The 18,263-nt window shown below is 63.0% G+C and carries 15 protein-coding genes; 6 read left to right on the top strand and 9 right to left on the bottom strand.

Annotation, left to right across the window (positions count from 1 at the left end):
- Positions 1-1,096 precede the first annotated feature (1,096 nt).
- On the top strand, positions 1,097-1,324 hold the full coding sequence (locus tag ACWGTI_RS25820; protein ID WP_454589737.1) for a hypothetical protein: 228 nt from the start codon (positions 1,097-1,099) through the stop codon (positions 1,322-1,324).
- Positions 1,325-1,336: 12 nt separating this feature from the next.
- On the opposite strand, the gene ACWGTI_RS25815 is transcribed toward ACWGTI_RS25820, so the two are convergent.
- A complete protein-coding gene (locus tag ACWGTI_RS25815) occupies positions 1,337-1,651 on the bottom strand; it encodes a DUF2293 domain-containing protein (protein ID WP_454589736.1) in 315 nt (104 codons plus the stop codon).
- Positions 1,648-2,154 carry a tRNA (N6-threonylcarbamoyladenosine(37)-N6)-methyltransferase TrmO gene (gene tsaA, locus ACWGTI_RS25810; RefSeq protein ID WP_454589735.1) on the bottom strand — a complete coding sequence of 169 codons (507 nt, stop codon included), beginning with the start codon at positions 2,152-2,154 and terminating at the stop codon, positions 1,648-1,650. Before tsaA ends, ACWGTI_RS25815 begins: the two co-directional genes overlap by 4 nt.
- A gap of 168 nt (positions 2,155-2,322) precedes the next feature.
- On the opposite strand from tsaA, the gene ACWGTI_RS25805 reads away from it, so the two are divergent.
- A complete protein-coding gene (locus ACWGTI_RS25805; protein WP_454589734.1) occupies positions 2,323-3,345 on the top strand; it encodes an ArsR/SmtB family transcription factor in 1,023 nt (340 codons plus the stop codon).
- Positions 3,345-4,262 carry a methylenetetrahydrofolate reductase [NAD(P)H] gene (gene metF, locus ACWGTI_RS25800; protein ID WP_454589733.1) on the top strand — a complete coding sequence of 306 codons (918 nt, stop codon included), beginning with the start codon at positions 3,345-3,347 and terminating at the stop codon, positions 4,260-4,262. The genes ACWGTI_RS25805 and metF overlap by 1 nt, the downstream gene beginning before the upstream one ends.
- A 396-nt stretch (positions 4,263-4,658) precedes the next feature.
- On the opposite strand, the gene ACWGTI_RS25795 is transcribed toward metF, so the two are convergent.
- Positions 4,659-5,576 carry a DMT family transporter gene (locus ACWGTI_RS25795; RefSeq protein ID WP_454589732.1) on the bottom strand — a complete coding sequence of 306 codons (918 nt, stop codon included), beginning with the start codon at positions 5,574-5,576 and terminating at the stop codon, positions 4,659-4,661.
- Positions 5,577-5,788: 212 nt separating this feature from the next.
- On the opposite strand from ACWGTI_RS25795, the gene ACWGTI_RS25790 reads away from it, so the two are divergent.
- Positions 5,789-7,009 carry an alanine racemase gene (locus ACWGTI_RS25790; RefSeq protein ID WP_454589731.1) on the top strand — a complete coding sequence of 407 codons (1,221 nt, stop codon included), beginning with the start codon at positions 5,789-5,791 and terminating at the stop codon, positions 7,007-7,009.
- Here ACWGTI_RS25790 and ACWGTI_RS25785 read toward each other — a convergent pair.
- The gene (locus ACWGTI_RS25785; protein ID WP_454589730.1) at positions 7,006-7,737 is read right to left on the bottom strand and encodes an SDR family oxidoreductase; all 732 of its coding nucleotides are present in this window, start codon (positions 7,735-7,737) and stop codon (positions 7,006-7,008) included. The genes ACWGTI_RS25790 and ACWGTI_RS25785 overlap by 4 nt on opposite strands.
- A 121-nt stretch (positions 7,738-7,858) precedes the next feature.
- On the opposite strand from ACWGTI_RS25785, the gene ACWGTI_RS25780 reads away from it, so the two are divergent.
- Positions 7,859-8,758, top strand: a complete 900-nt coding sequence (locus ACWGTI_RS25780; RefSeq protein WP_454589729.1) for a LysR family transcriptional regulator — start codon at positions 7,859-7,861, stop codon at positions 8,756-8,758.
- A gap of 35 nt (positions 8,759-8,793) precedes the next feature.
- On the opposite strand, the gene ACWGTI_RS25775 is transcribed toward ACWGTI_RS25780, so the two are convergent.
- A complete protein-coding gene (locus ACWGTI_RS25775; protein ID WP_454589728.1) occupies positions 8,794-9,939 on the bottom strand; it encodes a lytic murein transglycosylase in 1,146 nt (381 codons plus the stop codon).
- A 110-nt stretch (positions 9,940-10,049) separates the two neighbouring features.
- Entirely contained in the window at positions 10,050-10,853 is an 804-nt protein-coding gene (locus ACWGTI_RS25770; RefSeq protein ID WP_454589727.1) for a glycoside hydrolase family 25 protein, read from the bottom strand.
- Positions 10,854-11,163: 310 nt separating this feature from the next.
- On the opposite strand from ACWGTI_RS25770, the gene ACWGTI_RS25765 reads away from it, so the two are divergent.
- Positions 11,164-12,543: a serine hydrolase domain-containing protein gene (locus tag ACWGTI_RS25765; protein WP_454589726.1), complete on the top strand. Its 1,380-nt coding sequence runs from the start codon at positions 11,164-11,166 to the stop codon at positions 12,541-12,543.
- On the opposite strand, the gene ACWGTI_RS25760 is transcribed toward ACWGTI_RS25765, so the two are convergent.
- The 3 genes from ACWGTI_RS25760 to ACWGTI_RS25750 all read right to left on the bottom strand — a co-directional run bounded on the left by ACWGTI_RS25760 (position 12,540) and on the right by ACWGTI_RS25750 (position 18,213).
- On the bottom strand, positions 12,540-13,208 hold the full coding sequence (locus ACWGTI_RS25760) for a class I SAM-dependent methyltransferase (protein WP_454589725.1): 669 nt from the start codon (positions 13,206-13,208) through the stop codon (positions 12,540-12,542). The genes ACWGTI_RS25765 and ACWGTI_RS25760 overlap by 4 nt on opposite strands.
- A complete protein-coding gene (locus ACWGTI_RS25755; RefSeq protein WP_454589724.1) occupies positions 13,205-14,452 on the bottom strand; it encodes a DUF3419 family protein in 1,248 nt (415 codons plus the stop codon). Before ACWGTI_RS25755 ends, ACWGTI_RS25760 begins: the two co-directional genes overlap by 4 nt.
- A 98-nt stretch (positions 14,453-14,550) precedes the next feature.
- Positions 14,551-18,213 (bottom strand): hydantoinase B/oxoprolinase family protein, encoded by a 3,663-nt coding sequence (locus tag ACWGTI_RS25750; protein WP_454589723.1) that lies wholly within the window; start codon positions 18,211-18,213, stop codon positions 14,551-14,553.
- Positions 18,214-18,263: the final 50 nt, after the last annotated feature.

Here is an 18,263-nt window from a genome sequence, read left to right as displayed (position 1 = left end):
GCCCGGCACCTGGGGCGGGTAGGCCAGTAAGCACCGGGCCTAACCGGCAGGGGCATCAAGATGGCGGCGCCGGCTGAAGGAAGGTATACGCGCCCGCTAGTACTGGCGGAACACAACCAAATGAACGAATGACGCAACCAAAGGGTGGAAAGCCTTTTGCATTTGGCGGACTTATATCACTCCGAACGCGGCGGGCATTGACCCGGAGACGTTTCGGGAGGCTTTGCGTGGTTGCGATTTCGTAAGGCACAAGCGCAATGACGATTGGACGGTTGAGGTTGACGCCGCGAGCACGAATCGATGCGCACTCTAGTGTTGATACGCGAAGAACGAGCCTAAGCCTCGGAAACTGTAAACTATGCGCAATCGTAACGACTGGGATAACGCATCGGAAAGCCCGTGTCGTAACCGTTGGTTCAACCATTGCTGGTATAACAAATGGTGGGAGCGGCTCCGACACACTGTGGCGGGTGGGTTGCCGGAGCCGCCTGCGCAGCCTCGTGGGCACTTTGACCGCGCCGTCTCATTCTGGGACAGCGCGGTCAATGATTCGTTAAAATCTTCCGAAACTAATAAAGCTCGCGCTAATTGACTCGCCGGCTGTGAGCCGCGGAGCCTCCAAATAGCCGCCAGGGGGCCGCCTCGAAAATATGCCCTCGTTTCTCGTCGGCCACTCTGATCCACACGGTCTCGTGTGTGCGCAGGGTCACGTCACGTTCAGTCGCGTCCCGTGCCGCCCGCAACGGCGTTTTGGCATTGATGACGTGGGTTGCCGTGACCACGTCACCGCTCATTTCTTCAACCTGATATGTCGGCAAATCGCGCTCCTTGGGGCGGTTGTCAGGCGGAACGTGGAGGCTTGGCGTTTTGTTGCAATAGGGGACGACGATTTTCGGCTTGCAAATCGACGTTAGCCGGGACTTGGGCCCAAAAAAATGCCCAGCCGAAGGAGCCGGGCAGTTTGTCTTGGGAACCACTGAAAGGTATCAGTAGTTGCGATATTGCCGCCCCAACATGACGACCGAATGAATTCCCAGGCAATGTCCCCCCAGCCGCGCGTTCCAGTGTTCCTGATTTTGGGCAGGAGGAGACCTTTATGAAAACGTCAGAGTTGCGCGATGTCGCCGCTACGCTCGCACGGATAGCGACCCCGGCGATGGCGCCGAAGGAACTAGTCAAGGCCGTGAAGGCGGTGCACCCAAAGGCCTCCAGAAATGGCGGCGGCATCACGGTCCGGTTCTTCAAGGGAAACCTGTCCTGGACCTGGGTCGGGCAGGCCGACGGCCAGCCCTACAACGCTGTCGCCGTGCTGACCCGGCAATAGCCGATAGCGGCTTCATTCTTCTTCATCATCGGCTTCGAGCAGGCGCGTTGCCCGCCAGCGGGTCAGTACCATGTTGGTCTGCTCGATGACGAAGAACCGCGCCGAGTCGCGGTCATAGCCCTCGGCCAGCAGGTTTTCGTAGTCGGTGTGGCCGTGCCTGATATGGGCGATCGTTGCCAGCCATACGGCAATGCCCGGCGGCAGTGTCTTCATGTGTACGGCGCCGGCCTCGGCACGGATTTTCTCCATGTCGGCATAGGGCGCCAGCGGCAGCAGTGCGGTCAGCGCCTTGGCGATGGCGCGGCGGCGGCCGGTGGGCGCGCTCATGTCCCGTCGCGCCCGGCGATGGTCGCCTCGGCAAAGGCGTCGGTCGAGGCGAAATAGGGTTTGATGTCGATCACGGGCGTGCCGTCGAGCACATCGATGGCGTCGATGTCGATGCGGCCATTGCCGATGTCGACCGAGATCAGCCCGGCGACATGCAGCCCGATCGGGTTCGGCCGGGCGGGGGAGCGCAGCGAGAAAACGCCTTTCGGTTCAGCCGCATGGCGCGGTTTCTGCACAATCAGAGTCCGCGGCGCGTAATGCAGCCAGGACAGGATGACGATGTGGCTGGCGCGCTCCAGCGCAAGCAGGCCATCGCGATATGGTGGGTCGATGAAAACCGTCGCGGCCTGTCCGGTTTCGCGGGCCGCTCGCATGTTCTTCGGGCAGCTTTCCCGCGTGGTCCATGGCGAGGCTATGCGGCCGATGAACACGATGTGGCCATCAGGCGGCATATCGGCCGGGTCCGTCTGCAGGAGCTTTTCGCCGTCGCGCGTCTCGAACATGGTTTTCGCCTCTAGCACAGGTTTCCAGTCGATCGTGACGGAAAAGCGCTTCCGGGGCGCGGGGATCATGGGTGCGGCATTTTCTTGTCAGGAAGCGACATAGGCCTTGCCAGTCAGTCGAAATCGACATAAACATATGTTTATATCTTTTTCAATGGGACCGCGCCCATGCATGTTTCGCTCGATACGATGGTGGATACGCTCAAGGCGGCGGCCGAATCGAGCCGCCTGCGCATCCTGACGCTGCTGTCGCGCGGCGATCTTACCGTGTCCGATCTCACCGAGATACTCAGCCAGTCGCAGCCGCGCGTGTCGCGCCATCTTAAGCTGCTGATGGAAGCAGGGTTGATCGGCCGCTATCAGGAGGGCTCCTGGGCGTTCTTCCGGTTATCGGATACCGATTCTGCCCGCGACTTCGTCATGGGGCTGGTCGCCGGCATTCGCGGCGCCGATCCGCAGGTCGAGCGTGACCTCGAACGACTGGCTGCCGTCAAGCGCAAGCGGCAGGACCGTGCGGCCGAATATTTCTCCGAAAACGCCGCCAGCTGGGATCACATCCGCTCGCTGCATGTGCCGGATCGCGCGGTGGAAGCCGCACTCCTCAAGCTGGTCGGCAAGCGGCCGTTCCAGTCCATGCTCGATCTCGGCACCGGTACCGGGCGGCTGCTCGAAATCTTCTCGCCGCTCTACCGGCGCGGCGTCGGCATCGACATGTCGCGCGAGATGCTGACGGTGGCGCGCGCCAATCTCGACAAGGCCGGCGTTTCGAACGCGCAGGTGCGCCAAGGCGACATCTTTGCGCCGCCGGTCGAGCGCGACGCGTTCGATCTCGTCACCATCCATCAGGTGCTGCACTATCTCGATGACCCGGCACGCGCCATTCGCGAGGCGGCGAGGCTGCTGCGCCCGGCTGGCCGGCTGGTGATCGTCGACTTCGCGCCGCATGCGCTGGAATTCCTGCGCGACCAGCATGCACATGTCCGGCTGGGCTTTTCCGACCGGCAGATATCGGAGTGGTTCGCGGAGGCTGGGCTCGACCTCGAAGATGCCCAGGAGTTCGAGCCACGCGGCGGCAACGAGGCCAGGCTCACCGTCAAGCTGTGGCTCGGCCGCGACCGTCGCATGCTGATCGCCGAGCCTTCAAACGACACACTACCGGCCAAAGCATACCAGATTGGGGAAACCGCCTGATGAACCAGTTCCGCTTTTCCCGCCGTCCCGACATTGGCGACAAGGTCCGCGTCTCCTTCGAGTTCTTCCCGCCAAAGACCGACGAGATGGAAGCCAGACTCTGGGACACCGTCACCAGGCTCGAGCCGCTGAAGCCGAAATTCGTTTCGGTGACCTATGGCGCCGGCGGCTCGACACGCGAACGCACGGCCCGCACGGTCAAGCGCATCCTCAACGAGACGACGCTGACGCCGGCGGCGCACATGACCTGCGTCGACGCCGCGCGCCATGAGGTCGACGCCGTGGTCCGAGAATTCGCCGAAATGGGCGTCCGGCGCTTCGTCGCCTTGCGCGGTGATCCGGCGGCGGGTGTCGGCACCGCGTACCGGCCGCATCCCGATGGCTATGCCAATGGCGCCGAACTGGTCGGGGCGCTGAAGGATGCCGGCGATTTCGACATTTCGGTCTCGGCCTATCCGGAAAAGCATCCGGAAAGCCCCGACTTCGCCACCGACTTCGACATGCTGAAGCGCAAGGCCGACAATGGCGCGACGCGGGCGATCACCCAGTTCTTCTTCGACAACGATCTCTACGAGCGTTACGTCGAGAAGGCGCGCCGCGCCGGCATCTACATCCCGATCGTGCCCGGCATCCTGCCGGTGCACAATTTCACCCAGGTCGCCAACTTCTCGGCACGCTGCGGCGCACTGGTGCCGGCATGGCTGGCCGAACGGTTCGAGGGGCTGCAAAACGACCCACAAACGCATGCGCTGGTAGCGTCGGCGGTAGCGGCCGAGCAGGTGCTCGACCTGGTCGAGCGCGGCGTCAGCGACTTCCATTTCTACACCATGAACCGCGCCGATCTGGTGTTCGCCATCTGCCATATGATCGGCATCCGCTCTCACGAGGCGGAAGTGGCGGGGTCGGCGGCAGCTTGATTTGAGCTGAAATGCAAAAGGCCGGGCGAAAAACCCGGCCTTTCGAATAGCTTAGACTATTTTGGTGCTGTCTTCTTCCGCTCTGGCGGTTACGGAAGAACGCCTATGATAAGGGCGCCAATAAATGCGAATGCAGCACAGATCATCAATGCGTTGATTGGCCTCGTGAGTCCCATGTCATAGCCTCCTCTATGAAAGAGCTATAGGCGGAGTCTAGGGTCATTTGTGCCACAGGCAAGCGGAAAATATGCTGCAATGCGACGCGATTGTGGAATTTGCGACCTGCTATTTGGCGTTAGGTATTGAAACTCTTCGGCAAATCCCGTTGGCGGGCTGTGAATAAATTGTGACGGGGCTGTGGCGGAAGCGTGGCATGGCAGCGCTACCAGGCCAGTTCTAGCGCCGACCGAACAACCGTCCGTCGATCGTCACCAGCCCGAAGGCGATCAGCGCCATGCCGCAGAACTCGAACAGCGCGAGCCGTTCGCCGAGGAACAGTAGGCCGAGCAGGATGGCGCTGGCCGGGACGATGAGCGTGACCAGCGACGCGTTGGTGGCGCCGGCCGAGGCGACCAGGTTGAAATAGAGGATGTAGGCAAAGGCGGTGGACAACAGCGCCAGCGCAAGCACCGCCGCCCAGACCGGCGGCGAGGCCGAGAACAGGCCGGCCGGGCCGTAGGTGAACAGCACGACCGGGATCATGATGATGGTCGACGCGGTCAATTGTCCGGTGGCGATGACGGGCGAGGGTACGCCCTTGAAGCGGCGGGCAATCATCAGCGCAACGGCGTAGGACAGCGAGGCGCCGATCAGCGCGAATTTCGCCCAGACCGGGCCACCAAGCCCGGCAAGCAGGCCGGGGCCGATCATGACGGCGGTGCCGGCAATGCCGAGCCCGATGCCGGCAAGCTTGTTCCAGGACAGTTTTTCGTCCGATGTCAGCGCGTTGGCGAGGATCAGCGTCCAGAACGGCGTCGTTGCATTGAGCACCGAGGCGACGCCGGCGCCAAGCGCGGTCTGGCCGGCGAAGATCAGTGAGAACGGCACGACATTGTTGGCAAACGCCAGCAGGAAAAACAGCCCGGCATGCGGCAGGGCGAGGCGGAAGGACGGGCCGCGAATGGCGAGATAGAGCTGAAGCGCTATGGCCGCGATGGCGACGCGAAACAGCACCAGCACCAGCGGGTGCATCTCGGCAACGGCGATGCGGGCAAAGAAGAACGAGCCGCCCCAGATAGCACCGAGCAGCAGAAGCTGGCCCCAGTCCCTGAGCGCCATCGGTCCGCGCGGCACGGCCGTAGTGGCTATTGCCATTGTGAAATATCCTCCCCAAGACGGCATGGATGCCAGCCGCTCAGGCGGAAGGCATATCGGGTTCGGCGACAAGGGCCACCCGAAACCCGATCGTTGGCAAACGCTCGATCCGGCGCTAGCCGAAGCGTCAAAGCCCGCAAGACACAGAACTGTTTTCTTTAGCCGCTAGCTTGGATTAATTGTGCGCAGCCGAGAAGTTAGGGGATTCGTCCATGCAGCGATTCGAAAATGCCCGCGAGGCGGCGCTGGCGCTTCGTCCGGACGACCCGGTCTACTGCTTTCGCCCGCAGGTGCTGAAGGCGGATGCCAAACAATTCATGGGCATGTTTCCCGGCAAGACCGCCTATGCGGTCAAGACCAACGGCGAGCAGATCGTGCTGAAGGCACTGGTCGAAGCCGGCGTCACTGCCTTCGACGTGGCCTCACCCGGCGAGTTCGCCGCCGTGCGCGCGGTCTCGCCCGATGCCGAGATGCTCTACATGCATCCGGTCAAGGCGCAGTCGGACATCAAGCTGGCGCTGGAGAAATACGCCATCCGTGTCATCTCGCTCGACCATGAGGACGAGATCACCAAGCTGACGAGGGTGGTGCGGGCGCTCGACATCGATCCGGGCGCCATCAGCGTGTTCGTGCGCATCCAGACCAAGGGCTCGGCGGCCTACGAACTGTCAAAGAAATTCGGCGCCGGGCCGGCCTATGCGGTGGAGCTTGCCGAGCGGCTGAGCCGCACCGGCTACAAGGTCGGCCTGTGCTTCCATGTCGGCAGCCAGATCGAGGATCCCGACACCTATGAGCGGGCGCTGGCCTCCGCCGACTGGGTGCGCAACCGGCTCACCTTCGACGTTGCCGGTCTCGATGTCGGCGGCGGTTTTCCCGCCGAATATGGCCATGATCCCAACCGCAAGCAGATCGAGATGCCGTCGCTCGGCCAGATCATGTCGCGGCTGTCGGGCGACCTCAGGGAATATCAGTTCGACCAGATACCGCTGGTGGCCGAGCCCGGCCGGGTGATCGTGGCGCGCTGCCTGTCGCTGATCGTGCGCGTGCTGTTGCGGAAGGGCAAGCGGCTTTACATCAATGACGGCATCTGGGCGTCACTGTCGGATTCATGGACCGGCAAGATCACGCTGCCGGCGCGTTTCATTCCCGATCCGGCGATCCGCTCGCGCAATGGCGAGGAGAAGAACATCGTGCCGTTCAAGGTCTGCGGCGCAACCTGCGATTCCGTCGACATTCTGTCCCGGCCCTTCTGGCTGCCGGAAACCGTCGACACCGGCGACTGGATCGAGATCGGCCATATCGGCGCCTATTCGCTGTCGCTGAGAACCCGTTTCAACGGCTTTTATCCCGACACCTTCGTCGAGGTGACGACGCCGTTCGACGAGGGTGACGCTCCGCAGGGGTTTGCCAGCCTGGAGACGATGGCGGATTAGGCGACGCCGCCACCGGCCTGGATGTTCTCGCCGGTCAGCCAACGGGCCTCGTTGCCGGCCAGGAAGACGGCGACATCGGCAACATCGCGCGGCGCGCCGATCCTGTTGAAGGGCGACATGCCGGCAGCGACGGCGCGGTCGCGCTCGGGAAGCAGGTCCGTGTCGGTGAACCCCGGCGACAGTGCGTTTACGGTGATCCCGCGCGGCCCGAGTTCGCGCGACAACACGCGCACAAACTGTTCGACGGCGCCCTTGCTGCCGAGATAGAGCGCTGTCTGCGTGAAGAACATCTTTGTTCCGCCCGTGGAGACGGCAATGATACGGCCGCCGTCACGCACACGCAGCGCCGCTTCCTGAAGGGTGAAGAAGGTGCCCTTGGCGTTGGTGCCGAAGACGAGGTCGAAATCGGCTTCGGTTGCCTCCGTCAGCGATTTGATGACGGCGACACCGACATTGGCAACGACAATGTCGATCGCGCCCAGTTGGCTTTCCGCCTCGTGGAACAAGCGGCGGACCTCGGAAACACTTGAAATGTCGGCCTGGATGGCGACCGCCTTGCCGCCCTTGCCCACGATAGTCGCCACCACTTCGTCCGCGGCCTTCCTGTTGTCCACATAGTTGACCGCAACGGCCGCTCCATTCGCAGCCAGTCCCTCGGCGATGGCGCGGCCAATGCCGCGCGAACTGCCGGTAACGATCGCGGTTTTGCCTTGAAGCGAATGAGACATGATCAATTCCTTTCGACTGTTCATTGCCGCGCGAAGCGGCTTTCAAGGTCAAAAATAGGTTGAAGCAATTGATCGGATAATAGCCTATGATCCGACAGGCTTGTTAACCCAGGGATACACAATGCGCGGCTCCGAGTTCACCGAGCTCAAGGCTTTCGCGGCGATCGTGGAGGCGGGCAGTTTTATCCGCGCGGCGGGCAAGCTTGGAATTTCACCGCCGGCCCTCAGCCAGACCATCCGGCAACTGGAAACACGTCTCGGCGTCCGGCTGCTCAACCGGACGACGCGCAGCGTGTCGACAACCTCGGCAGGCGAGACGCTGTTTGCACGGCTCGGCACCGCGTTCAGGGAATTGGAAGGCGCGGTCGCGGATGTACATGCGTCGCGCGAACAGCCGGCGGGTTCGCTGCGCATCAACGCACCGCGCGTGGCCGCGATGCGATTCATCGCACCCGTGCTGGGCGATTTCCAGCACGCCTATCCCGATATCAGCCTGACGGTAATCGTCGATGACATGCTGACCGATATTGTCGAGGGTCGGTTCGATGCCGGGATCCGGCTTGGCGAGCGGCTGCAGAAGGATATGGTGGCGGTCAAGCTCAGCGACGACCTGCAAATGGCGGCGGTAGCTGCGCCAACCTATCTCGAAGGCCGCGCAATTCCTCGTCATCCCGAGGATCTGCACCAGCACCGCTGCATCAATTTCCAATGGCCGGGTGGCGGCAACCTTTACCGGTGGGAGTTCGCGCGCGGCAAACGGGTTCTGGAAATTGCGGTGCAGGGCAACCTAACCGTCAACGACACGGACCTGATGCTCAACGCGGCGCTGGGTGGAGCAGGTGTGGCCTACATGATCGACTATCAGGTCCAGTCATGGATCGAGGCTGGCAGGCTGGTGAGATTTCTTGAGCCCTGGTCGCCCAGTTTCCCTGGGTTCTTTCTCTATCATCCGAGTTCGCGGCACGTTCCGCCGGCTCTGCGGGCATTCATCGATTTCGTGCGGACGAGCAGTAGGGAGTAGTTTCCAGGCTACTGACTATCGACTTCTCACCCTCTTCACAACTTCGCCAACAACTCCGGCGTCGGCCAGCCGTCGACCGGCATACCAAGCCGCATCTGTTCCTTGCGGATGGCTTCGCGGGTGTTGGTGCCCAGGATGCCGTCGACGGTGCCGACGTCATAGCCCCTGGCCTCGAGCTTGGTCTGCAGTTCCTTCATCTGGTCGCCGTTGAGCCCGGTTTCGGGATTGCGGGGATCGAACTGCTTTGCCCCGGCCAATCGTGTGGCAAAGTTGGCGGCGGTCAGCGCGTAGGTGAAGGACTGGTTCCATTCGAGATAGACGTCGAAATTGTCATAGGCGAGGAAAGCAGGGCCCTTGCGGCCCATCGGCAACGCCAGGCCGGCCTTCAGGCCGTTGTCGATCAGCGGCGTGCCGTCGGGGTTGGTGACGCCCCATGCGGCCCATTGCGACAGCGGCAGCTTGTTGGTGCGGCCGGTCTGCTCCCACGGCATATCATCGGGCACGCGCACTTCCTCGATCCAGGGCTGGTCGCGTTTCCAGCCGCGCGACAGCACCTTGTTGGCCGTGGTCATGATCACGTCGGGCACGCTGCGCCTAAGGTCGACGATGCCGTCGCCATCACCGTCGACACCGCGCGCCAGATAGTCGGAGGGCAGGATCTGAGTCTGGCCGACCTCGCCGGCCCAGGCGCCGGCGACGTCGGCCGGAACGACGCCGCGATCGATCAGCATCAACAGCGGCACCAGTTGCGGGCGGAACAGCTGCGGGCGGCGGCAGTCGTGCGACAGCGTCACCAAGGCGCTCAGCGTGTGGAAATCGCCCTGTACGGCGCCGAAATCGGTCTCCAGGCCCCAGAAGGCGGTGATGACCGGCGCCTGGACGCCGAACTGCTGGTCGGCGCGGGCAAAGACGTCGGCGTATTTCTTCAGATTTGCCGCACCCTGTTTCAGCCGGTAGGCCGAGATCATGCGGTTGGAGAACTGGATGAAGGTCTGGGCGAAGACCCCCTGAGCGCGATCGCGCGCCAGCACCTTGTCGTCGATGGTGGCGGCTTCCAGCGCGTCGAGGCCGACAGCGCCGACACCGGCAGCCTTGGCTTCCGCCGCCACACCTTGTTTCCAGGCTTCGAAGTCGCCGCCGCATTCCTGCGCCGCCGCCGGCATGACCGTCAGCAAAAGCATCGCAACCAGCGCAGAACGCAGCCGCCCACCCGCCTGTTTGCGGTCTTGATATCCCGGTGATTGCAAGTCGGTGCGCATGCGACGTCGAAAAGCAGGCGGCAGAGCCGGTGTCAACGGGTGTTCTGCCGCAGCCACTTTTTCCACGCGGCTTCGCTGCCGTTGAAAACGTTGATGTCGGACTTGCCGGTCATGCCGGGAACGATGCCGGTTCCCGTGTATTGCCAGAAGGTGAAGGGGTGGCTGCCATATTTCTGGCGGGGGTGGCCGGCGACTGAGCGCAGCCAGTAGGGATAGCCGCGGAAAGTCGTGAGCTCATTGTCATCGAAGAAGTCGACCGAGGTGTAGATGATCGGCTTCTTGCCGTAGTGCCGCTCGACGATTTCGAGAAAGGTGGTCATCTCCGCCCGCACCGTCGCCGAATCCGGGCGCAGCCGGCAGGTCGGCGATTTCGGGTTCCATTCCATGTCGAGCACCGGCGGCATGGCCGAGCGGTCGACGGGCACGTTTTCGATGAACCAGCGCGCCTGGGTGGCGGCCGGCGTGCAGAAATAGAAGAAATGGTAGGCCGCGCGCGGAATGCCATTGGCTTTGGTGCGGGCCCAATGCTCGTTGAAATACTCGTCGAAACGATCGCCGCCCTCGGTTGCCTTGATGAAGGCGAAGGAGATGCCGCTGGCCTTGGCTGTCGGCCAGTCGACCGAGGTCTGGTATTTGGAGACATCCGTACCGTGAACGGCATAGTTCCAGGGAGCGCCGCTGTCCCATTCATGCGGCTTGGAGTCTTCGAAGCGCGGTGCGCGCACCGCAACCGTCGGGCTGCTGGACGAGGATGGCGACATCGACGGCACGAGATCGCCGGCGGTCGAGCAGGCGGCCAGCAGCGTCAACGTGATGAGGGCCGCGAAACGGCGCATCGCATTTCCCGAGCCGGAATCAGCCGGTCGCTGTTGGGTTGTTGCGGGTGGCCCCTCGGTGCCTTTGATAGCACGTACCAGCCCTCAGACGATCGCCCCACAGCATCGCCTGATTCTCTATTCTCGTGCATGTCGTTGTCCCAAAACCGCCGTGCACTTTTGGGCGACATGCACCAGTGATCGCCGATCATGGTTGATAACAGGTTGACGGCGCTCGACAAGAACACCGATTTTGCGGAAGCAATGGCGGCAAATCGATGACATACATCGAGCCGGAAGCCACCGGGCAGTGGAAAAGCAGGGACGGGTGATGCGTATCGTCGTGAAGATCATCAAATGGCTGCTCGGCCTGGTCCTGCTGGCCGTTGCCGCCCTGTTTGCCTGGCTCTACATCGCGCCGCCCGAACTGATCCGCGTCGGCTCGGGCTATTCGGCCAAGATCGTCTGCTCGAATGTTTTTATCGCCGGACGTGACCCCAATGAGGTGCTGGCTGTCGATGTGCAGGCGCCCGGCCATCCGCTGCTCAGGTTGATGAAAGTGTCGGTCGACAAGAATAGGGGGACCGTCTCGGCCGGGCTGCTTGGCTTCTTCGGCAAGAGCGTTGCCGTCGCTCGCGACGGCTTGGGCTGCGCCTCCGTGCCCGATGGTGATGTCGGCAAGGTACGGCGCACGACAATCCCTGCCGAAGCGTCGGCGGCCACCAAGGGCGATCTGTGGCCTGAGGGGGATCGGGTCGATGCCTCGCAGAATCCGGGGATCGGCAAGATCCTCGACGATGCAGGGATGACCGGTATCGGCATGCGGGCTGTGGTGGTGGTGAAGAACGGCCGCATCGTCGCCGAGCGTTATGGCGACGGTTTTTCGGCGAAGACGCCGCTACTCGGCTGGTCGATGACCAAGACGGTCAACGCCGCGCTCGTCGGCACGCTGCTCAAGGACGGCAAGATGGCGATGACGAACCAGGGCTTGTTCGGCCCCTGGAAGGCGGACGGCCGCGCCGCCATCAGTCTCGCCGACATGATGGCGATGTCGAGTGGGCTGGAATTCAACGAGGATTATGGTGACGTCGCCGACGTGACGCGCATGCTCTATCTTGAGCCCGACATGGCGGGCTTTGCCGAATCCAAGCCGCTGACCGGCGAGGTAGGCAAGGTCTTTTCCTATTCGAGTGGCACGGCGGTGATGCTGTCGCGGCTCTGGCAGGATGCCATTGGCGACAAGGCGAAAGCGCTGGCTTGGCCAAGGACGGCGCTTTTCGCGCCGCTCGGCATGCAGAGCGCGGTGCTCGAAACTGACGAAGAGGGCACCTTCGTCGGCTCATCCTATCTCTACGCCACGGGGCATGACTGGGCGCGCTTCGGCCAGTTCCTGCTGCAAGGCGGCGTGTGGAACGGCAACCAGATCCTGCCGGCAGGTTTCGTCGACTGGATGCGCGAGCCGGCAACTGCTTCAAAGGTCTACGGCAAGGGCCAGTTGTGGATCGAGGCGCCGGGCGACGAGGAAAACCCAGGCGCCGGTGTCGCCGCCGGCCTGCCCAAGGACACATACTGGATGGAGGGCCATGACGGCCAGACGGTCGCCATCGTCCCGTCGGAGCGGTTGGTGGTGGTGCGGCTCGGGCTGACGCCGGCCAAGTTCGGCTACCGGCCGCAGGTGATGCTTGGCGCGCTGGTGAAGGCGCTGCATTAGGCTTTTGGCTGCGCGATCACCGCCAGCCAGGCATAGCCGTGATAAAGCGTGCGGAAACGCAAGGTTGCGCCGGTTCGCCGAGATTCCGATTCCAGGACCTCATGCAACGATTCACGCGGCGCAACGTGGAATTTCTTTAGCCAACCGCGCAACACGGCCCGGAACCAGCGCGGCAGGCCTTCCTGCTGGCCGAAGTCGACGACATGCAAGGAACCGCCGGGCGCGAGTGCCGCAAGCGCTGCTGAAACCGTCTTTTCCCAGCCGGGGATCATCGACAGCGAATAGGACACGAAGATGCGGTCGAAGCGCTCGACGCCAAACAGCGCGTTAGTGTCGAAATTGGTGGCATCGCCGCGCACCAGCACGACGCGGCCGGACAGGCCTTCGCGGCCGATCGCCTTGCTGGCGGTCTCCAGCATCTCGGCCGAGATGTCGAGGCCGTAGAAGCGGGCGTCGGGATAGCGGCGGGCGGCAAGCGCGATGTTGCGGCCGGTGCCGCAGCCGAGCTCAAGCACAGTTCCTCTCGCCGGTACATCCAGCCCCGATATCATCTGGTCGCGGCCGAGAAGGTAGTACTTGCGGGTCAGGTCGTAGATATGGCGCTGCCAGCGATAGACGCCGTCCATCAGTTTGGCATGGTCGGCCGGCAACTCGCTCGTGCTCATGCGGCGCGCTTCACATAGAGGTGGAAGCCGCCATAGATCGCCGAGCGGTCGCGGGCGGAATAGTCGCGTGAGGCCTCGTCCTCGTAGTTCCACTGGTCGAGCAGCGAGGTCGAGACACGGCCGGGCAGCAGGCTGGGTTCGGCCGCGGTACGGAAGATGACGCGGGCGCCGACTGAAGCGGTGCGGGTGATCTCCGACCACAGCGCGTTGAGCTGGTCATCCGTCATCCAGTCCTGCGCGTCGAGCAGGATGAAACGATCGACGGTCCCGGCATCCTTGCCAGCCAGGAATTCGATCAGATTGGCATGATGGATGCCGACGCGATCGACATTGTCGCGGATCGCCTTGTAGTTGGCCTCTTCGAGATAGGCGGGCAAGGCGGCTTCGCCCGGATTGGGGTAGCGGCGGGCAAAAGCCTGCCAGGCGAAATAGTTGTTCTTCAAAGGAAAATCGCAGGCGAGCTTTTCCAGCCGTGCCTTCAGCACGGTGGCCATCGAACCGTCGCCCGAGGTGATCAGCGAATCGTACTGCGCCGGCGGAATGCCGAGGCCGAACAGCGAAGCCTTGCGCGAGGTCGCCCAGCGCAAGAGCTTCTTGTCGAAGATCGGCGCCAGTTCCTCATTGAAGAAGCGGCGCTGGTCGGCGATGCTCTTGGCCTGCATGATCCCAGAGGGATCGACACCGAAGAATTTCGCTGTGCGATGGCCCATGGCGATGAACAGGCCGAGCAGGCCGGTCTGGTAGAAATTGCGGTCGAAGACGGTGATGCGCCGGCGGCCGCGCCAGTTGCGGCGCTCCCAATAGTGGCGGCTGACGGGATCGAGATGCGGCGCGATGAAGCGGTCATAGGCTTCCGAATTGTGGCTTGTGTCGGCGGCGCCGAAGAAGCGGAACAGATCACCCTGCGAAGGCAGATGCCGCACCGCCTCCAGCTTCATCCGGTTCAAGGCGATGTGGGCAGCGTTGAGATCGACCGCATCGACGCGTTCGGGCGAGCGGGTGAGATAGGCCAGGATGTTGCAGCCGCCGGAGGCGATGGTGACGACGCGGTGACCCTGGCCAAGCTGCATGGCCTCCATGTCGACTTCAGGGTCTTCCCAGATCTGCGGATAGACGAGGCCGGAAAACAGAAGCGCAAACAGCCGTTCGGAAAGGCCGGCCTTGGACAGCGGGCGGTTCTGATAGACGGCTTTTCCAACCTCCTTGCCACGGCGAAAGACCAGATCTGCCGAAACGTCCGTCATGGCTAATGATTCCCCATTTGCTTTGGCGCAAGCGGGTAGCGCAGCGTCATGACAGGCCGGTGACAGGCTGTTGACTGCCTGATGTCAGCTCCCGGATATCAGCCTTTGCCGAACCCACCAGGCGTCGGTGTCGTCAGGATGACGGCGTCGCCGGCGTCGAGCACGGTCTGGTCGCAAGCCTTCAGCACATCGATTGTGCCGTCCTTGCGGCGGACCTTGGTTGAGCCCACTTCGCCGTCACCGCCGCCGTCGAGACCTTGCGGCGGGCGGTTGCGGTGCGAGGACAGGATGGCGCATTCCATCTTTTCGAGGAAGCGGATCGTCCGCTTGGTGCCGTCGCCGGCACCCCATCTGCCTTTGCCGCCGGACCCTTCGCGGATATGAAAATCCTCGAGCAGCACGGGAAAGCGCAATTCGAGCACTTCCGGATCGGTGAGCCGCGAATTGGTCATGTGGGTGTGGACGCCGGAAGTGCCGGCAAAGCCGCGGCCGGAGTTCATCCGGCCTGCCGGCGAGCCGGAGCAGATGGTCTCGTAATACTGGTACTGCTTGTTGCCGAAGGTCAGGTTGTTCATCGTGCCTTGCGCATTGGCCATGGCGCCCATGGCGCCGAACAGCGCGTTGGTGACATGCTGCGAGGTCTCGACATTGCCGGCGACCACGGCGGCGGGGTAGGCGGGCTTCAGCATCGAGCCGTCGGGGATGATGATGTTGATTGGCCGCAGACAGCCGGCATTCATCGGGATCATGTCCTCGACCATGACGCGGAAGGCGTAGAGGACGGCGGCGCGGGCGACGGGTTCTGGTGCGTTGAAGTTGTTCTTCATCACGGGCGAGGTGCCGGTGAAGTCGACGGTCGCCTCGCGCTTTTGCCGGTCGACCGTGATCTTCACCTTGATCACCTGGCCGGTGTCGGTCGGGTATTCATACTCAGACCTGTCGGGCAGCCGCTCCAGCACGCGGCGCACGCTTTCGGCGGCATTGTCCTGGACATGGCCCATATAGGCTTCGACGACATCGAGACCGAAATGCGCAACCATCTTGCGCAGTTCCGACACGCCCTTTTCATTGGCGGCGATCTGCGCCTTGAGGTCGGCGATGTTCTGGTGCGGATTGCGGGCGGGGTAGGGGTGATCGGTGAGCAGCGTTTGCAGCTCCGCCTCACGGAATTTTCCGCGGTCGACAACACGGAAATTGTCGAACAGCACGCCTTCCTCGTCGACCGTGGTGGCAAGCGGCGTCATCGAGCCGGGCGCGGCGCCGCCAATATCGGCATGGTGGCCGCGCGAGGCCGCCCAGAACAAGATCTCCTGCTTTGCGTCATCGAACACCGGCGTCACCACGGTGATATCAGGCAGATGTGTGCCGCCATTGTAGGGAGCGTTCAGGGCAAAGACGTCGCCGGGGTGGACGTCACCGGAGTTCAGCCGGATGATGGTTTCGACCGAGCGGTCCATGGAGCCGAGATGCACCGGCATGTGCGGGGCGTTGGCGACCAGCGCGCCGTGGCGGTCGAAGACCGCACAGGAGAAGTCCAGCCTTTCCTTGATGTTGACGGAATAGGCGGTGTTCTGCAGCGTGACGCCCATCTGTTCGGCGATCGACATGAAGAGGTTGTTGAAGACCTCCAGCATCACCGGATCGGCTTCGGTGCCGAGGGCAGCCGAGCGCACCTTCCGTTCCGTGCGGCGGATGACGACGTGATTGAGGTCGGTGATTTCAGCGCGCCAGCCCGGCTCGACGATGATGGTCTGGTTCGGCTCGATGATCAGGGCAGGACCTGGGACCAGATTGGAGGGGCGCAGATTTTCACGGCGATGGATGCCGGCCTCATGCCACCGGCCCTCGGTGTAGATGCGCCGCGTTCCAGAAGCACCGGCTTCAACCCTTGAGGGTCCGGCCGGCGCAACGGCCTCGACCCTGGTCTCGGCGATTTCGGTGCCTTCGACGCCAACCGTCTCGACGATCATTGGCTTGTCGTCATAGACGAAACCGAACTGCGCCTTGTGGGCGATTTCGAAATCGCGCCTGGCTTGGAAGATCGAGTCGGCCTCGAAATTCACCGGCAGCGTCGTGTCGGTGCCGTCATAGCGAATGTGCAGCACCGGCTTTGCCGCAACCTTGTCCTTGGCGATGCCTTGCGCGGCGAGTTCGGCGATGACGGCTCTTTTCAAGGCGGCAATGAGGCTGCCGATCTCGGTCCTGGATTCTTCGGCAAGCGGCTTGAGCAGCGCCTGCTGGCGCGACGCGAACACTGACGACAGGCCGATACCATAGGCCGACAGCAGGCCGGAGAAGGGGTGGATCAGCACCGCCTCCATGCCCAATGCGTCCGCAACCAGGCAGGCATGCTGACCGCCGGCGCCGCCAAAACAGTTCAGCAGATATTCGGTGACGTCGTAGCCGCGCTGAACGGAGATCTTCTTGATGGCATTGGCCATGTTTTCCACCGCGATGGTGACAAAGCCTTCGGCGACGGCTTCCGGCGTGCGGCCGTCGCCGATTTCGGCGGCAAGCGCGGCGAATTTCTTGCGCACGGCGGCAACGTCCAGCGGCTGATCCTGGCCGGGTCCGAAAATCGCCGGGAAGAAATCGGGCTGCAGCTTGCCCAGCATGACATTGGCGTCGGTTACGGCGAGCGGGCCGCCGCGCCGGTAGGCGGCCGGGCCGGGATTGGCGCCGGCGGAATCCGGGCCGGCGCGGAAGCGACCGGCTTCGTAGTGGAGGATCGAGCCGCCGCCCGCGGCCACGGTATGGATGCGCATCATCGGCGCGCGGATGCGCACGCCGGCAACTTCGGTGTCGAAGGCGCGCTCATATGCGCCGTCAAAATGGGCGACATCGGTGGAGGTGCCGCCCATGTCGAAGCCGATGACTTTCTCGAAGCCGGCCAGCTTTGCCGTCTCGACCATGCCGACGACGCCGCCGGCCGGGCCGGACAACAGCGCGTCCTTGCCCTGGAACATGTCGGCAGCAGTAAGCCCGCCAGACGACATCATGAACATCAGGCGAGGGGATTGGCTTGTCCCCGCTGCCGACGCCTCTGGCGTAGCACCCAGCTCTCCCGCCACGCGTTGCACATAGCGTGACAGGATCGGCGAGAGATAGGCGTCGACCACGGTCGTGTCGCCGCGGCCGACCAGCTTGATCAAAGGCGAGACCTCGTGGCTGACCGAGACTTGGCTGAACCCGATCTTGCGGCAGACTTTCGCCACCGCCTTCTCGTGATCGGGATATTTCCAGGCATGCATGAAGACGATTGCCACCGCGTCGATGCCATCGGCGCGGGCCTGTTCGATCACCGGGCGGCAGGCGGCGATGTCGAGCAGGCGCTCGACATCGCCATTGGCGCGCACGCGTTCGTCGATCTCGATGACCCGCTCGTAAAGCTGTTCAGGTAGGATGATCTCCTTGGCGAAGATGTCGGGCCGCGCCTGGTAAGCGATCCTCAGCGCATCGCGAAAGCCCTTGGTGATGAGCAAAAGCACCCGGTCGCCCTTGCGCTCCAAAAGCGCGTTGGTGGCGACGGTGGTGCCCATCTTGATGTCGCCGATCAGGCCGGACGGGATGGCGGCGCCGGATTTCAGCCCCAGCAATTCGCGGATCCCGGCTATCGCCGCATCGGGGTAGGCTTCAGGATTTTCCGACAGGAGTTTCTTGGGATGCAACCCGCCCTCGGGCGCGCGCCCAATCACGTCGGTGAAGGTGCCGCCGCGATCGATCCAAAAATCCCATTTCTTGTCCACGAAGAGCTCCGGCATGTCATTTGGTTTCAAACTGTTAGTGTGCCATCGCCCGGCCTGCAATCGCC

The organism is Mesorhizobium sp. ArgA1, assembly GCF_053714375.1.
Note: the sequence above shows the minus strand (reverse complement) of the source record. Positions and strands in the feature narration are given on the sequence as shown.